The organism is Polaromonas sp. (assembly GCF_031411155.1).
Classification (GTDB): domain Bacteria; phylum Pseudomonadota; class Gammaproteobacteria; order Burkholderiales; family Burkholderiaceae_C; genus Polaromonas.
Genome location: NZ_JANOAL010000016.1, coordinates 1 through 3,294 on the forward strand (window position 1 = coordinate 1; position 3,294 = coordinate 3,294).

The window sequence follows — 3,294 nt, forward strand, 5'->3', positions numbered from 1 at the left end:
GCCGCCTGGCCGATATTCAGAAGGCCGGTTTGCGTCATTTCGTCGCTCCTTCCCAGCGCCGCAGCAGCAAGGCATTCAGCACCACGCTGACGCTGCTGAAGGCCATGGCCGCGCCGGCAATCACCGGGTTCAGCAGGCCCATGGCCGCCAACGGAATGCCGACCACGTTGTAGAAAAACGCCCAGAACAGGTTTTGCCGGATCTTGGCGTAGGTGCGGCGCGAGATGTCAATCGCATCGGCCACCAGCGCCGGGTTGCCGCGCATCAGCGTGATGCCGGCGGCGTGCATCGCCACGTCGGTGCCGGTGGCCATGGCAATGCCCACGTCGGCGGCGGCCAGCGCCGGCGCGTCGTTGATGCCGTCGCCGACCATCGCGACGCGGCCGCCTAGGTCTTGAACGTCCCGCTTGAGCTGGCCCACGATGGCGGCCTTGTCCTCGGGCAGGACCTGGGCATAGACCCGGTCAATGCCCAGCTGCGCGGCCACGGCCTGCGCGCTGCCCTGGTTGTCGCCGCTGACCAGCGCGGTCTGAATGCCCAGCGCATGCAGCCGCGCCACCGCGGGCGCCGCGCTGGCCTTGAGCGTGTCGCCAAAGGCCAGCAGGCCCAGCAGCCGGGGCCTGCCGGCGTCGCTGACATCGGCCAGCCACGACACGGTGCGGCCCTCTGCCTCCAGCGCCTGCGCCCGCGCCGCAAAGTCGCCCAGTTCAACTCCCAGCTCCTGCATGAAGCGCGGGCTGCCCAGCCGCAAGGCCCGCCCGGCTACCTGTGCCGACATGCCGCGCCCAGCCACCGCGCGCACGTCGGCAGCGGCCGGCACCGCAATGCCTTCCTTTAGCGCCTGCGTCGTCACGGCGCGCGCCAGCGGGTGCTCGCTGCCGGCCTGAATCGCGGCGCTTTGCGCCAGCAGGGCCTCCCTGCCAATGCCGTGCGGCTCCAGCGCCACCAGCTCCGGTTTGCCTTCGGTCAGCGTGCCGGTTTTGTCAAACGCCACCACCGTCAGCTTGTGCGCCACTTCCAGCGCCTCGGCATCCTTGATCAAGATGCCGTGCCGCGCCGCGACACCGGTGCCGGCCATGATGGCGGTGGGCGTGGCCAGCCCCAGCGCGCACGGGCAGGCAATCACCAGCACCGCCACCGCGTTCAAGATGGCGGTCTCCCAGTTGTCGCTGCCTGGGCCAAAAAAGCCCCAGCCCAGCAAGGTGATGAAGGCAATGCCAATCACCACCGGCACAAACACCGCGCTGACCTGGTCCACCAGCCGCTGGATTGGCGCCTTCTTGGCCTGGGCCGACTCCACCATGCGCACGATGCGCGCCAGCGTCGACTCCGCCCCCACCGCCGTGGTGCGCACCAGCAGCAGGCCTTCGGCATTGACGGCTCCGCCGGTCACAGGGTCGCCGACATGCTTGTTCACCGGCAGGCTTTCGCCGGTAATCAGCGACTCATCGACCTGGCTCGCGCCCTCGGTGATTTCGCCATCCACCGCAATGCGCTCGCCGGGCCGCACCACGATCAGATCGCCTACGGCGACCTGCGCCATCGGCACTTCCTCGTCCTGGCCGTTGATGCGGCGGCGCGCGGTTTCGGGCCGCAGTGCGTTCAGCGCCTGGATCGCTTCGGTGGTCTGGCGTTTGGCGCGCGCTTCCATCCACTTGCCCAGCAGCACCAGCGTGATGACGACGGCCGAGGCTTCAAAATAAAGATGTGCCATGCTGCCCTGCGCGCCGCGCGCCAGTAGCTGGTAGACGCTGAGCCCGTAGGCGGCCGAGGTGCCGATGGCGACCAGCAGGTCCATGTTGCCGGTCTGGGCGCGCAGCGCCTTGTAGCCGGCGCGGTAAAAACGCGCGCCCAGCCAGAACTGCACCGGTGTGGCCAGCGCCAGCTGCAGCCAGCCATTGAGCATCCAGTGCTCACCGAACAGCAGGCCAAGCATGGGTAGCGCCAGCGGTAGCGACAATGCCGCCGCCAGCACAATCGGCCACACCGGGGCGCCGGGTTTTTCAACCGGGTGGGCGGCGCTGGCCTCGTCGATGCTGCTTGCCTGGTAACCGGCCTTGTCGACAGCGGCGATCAGTTGCGCCAGCGTGGTGGCCGCGCCAGAGACGGTCACCTCGGCCGTTTCGGTGGCCAGGTTGACCTCGGCCTGCAGCACGCCAGGCAGCTGGCGCAGGGCTTTTTCGACCCGCGACACGCAGGAGGCGCAGGTCATGCCGCCAATCCTGAGCCGCAGCGTTTCGTCGCCCACCGCATAGCCGGCTTTCTCCACCGCGGTTTTCAGCGCTTGCAGGCTGACGCCAGGGCCGGCCCTGACGCTGGCCTGCTCGGTCGCAAAATTCACGCTCGCCTCGGCCACGCCGGCCACCGCGCCCAGCGCCCGCTCGACCCGCGCCACGCAGGAGGCGCAGGTCATGCCCTCGACCGGAAACTGCCATTCAGACAGGGGGAGCTTATTGGCTTGCAGGGTGGCGCTGGCGCTCATGGTGGTTTCTCCGGGTCGGCAGGGGCAAAAGTAAATGGACAATGAGCGAAGTCTGAACCTTGCCATCATGGCAGGGTCAAGCCGGTGCCGCGCATACCCGCCTGATTGCAAGGGGCATTGCAGGCGGGGCGTTGACCTTGCCCCCATGGCAGGGTTCAGACTGCGGGCTTGTGTAGTTAACCATTCAAGGAGTCCGACATGGAATTCAACATCCCCGCGATTAGCTGCGGCCACTGCGTGCGCGCGGTGACCGAGGCGGTCACGCAGGCTGACCCGCAGGCGCAGGTCAGTGTGGATTTGACGAGCAAGAAGGTGACGGTGCAGACCACGCGGGAGCGTGATGCGGTGGCGGCTGCGCTGGCGGAGGCGGGGTATCCGGTGCAGTGAAGGGTTTTGACGAGTTTCTCAAGCATTTTGGGGCCGCAGCCCAATAAGAATGGGCGTAACAAGCTATTGAATTAATAGCAAAATTAAGATTCAAGGGCTGTTTTGGCTGAGCTTATCGAGGCCTCGCTGGAGTTCGTTGCCGCGCCCTTCACGACCATGCCGGGGGTAGCCCGGCGGCTACTCACTTTTCTTTTGCTTCGCCAAAAGCAAAGTAAGCAAAAGAAAAGGCGACCCTACTGTCTGCGTCCCTGCGCTTCGCTTCGGGCAACCTGCGGTGCTCAGTCCATCCGGGGTATCGTGCAAACTCGCCTGCGGCTCAAACAAGCACGATCCCTGATCCGTCTGGACTTCCGCTCCTCGGCGCATACAGAAGGGTTTTGGGAAAAATTCGGGTACGGGTACGGGTACGGGTACGGGGAGGACTC

At 66.4% G+C, this 3,294-nt stretch carries 2 protein-coding genes; one reads left to right on the plus strand and one right to left on the minus strand.

Annotation, left to right across the window (positions count from 1 at the left end; genetic code table 11):
• Window positions 1–34 precede the first annotated feature (34 nt).
• A complete protein-coding gene (locus RMO23_RS00665; protein WP_309678065.1) occupies window positions 35–2,482 on the minus strand; it encodes a heavy metal translocating P-type ATPase in 2,448 nt (815 codons plus the stop codon).
• Window positions 2,483–2,680: 198 nt separating this feature from the next.
• On the opposite strand from RMO23_RS00665, the gene RMO23_RS00670 reads away from it, so the two are divergent.
• Window positions 2,681–2,869: a heavy-metal-associated domain-containing protein gene (locus RMO23_RS00670; protein WP_309678069.1), complete on the plus strand. Its 189-nt coding sequence runs from the start codon at window positions 2,681–2,683 to the stop codon at window positions 2,867–2,869.
• Window positions 2,870–3,294 lie beyond the last annotated feature (425 nt).

What these genes read in the sequence shown, in the direction of transcription:
- RMO23_RS00665 (WP_309678065.1), bottom strand. Translation starts at nt 2,482, where the DNA reads ATGAGCGCCAGCGCCACCCTGCAAGCCAATAAGCTCCCCCTGTCTGAA.
- RMO23_RS00670 (WP_309678069.1), top strand. Translation starts at nt 2,681, where the DNA reads ATGGAATTCAACATCCCCGCGATTAGCTGCGGCCACTGCGTGCGCGCG.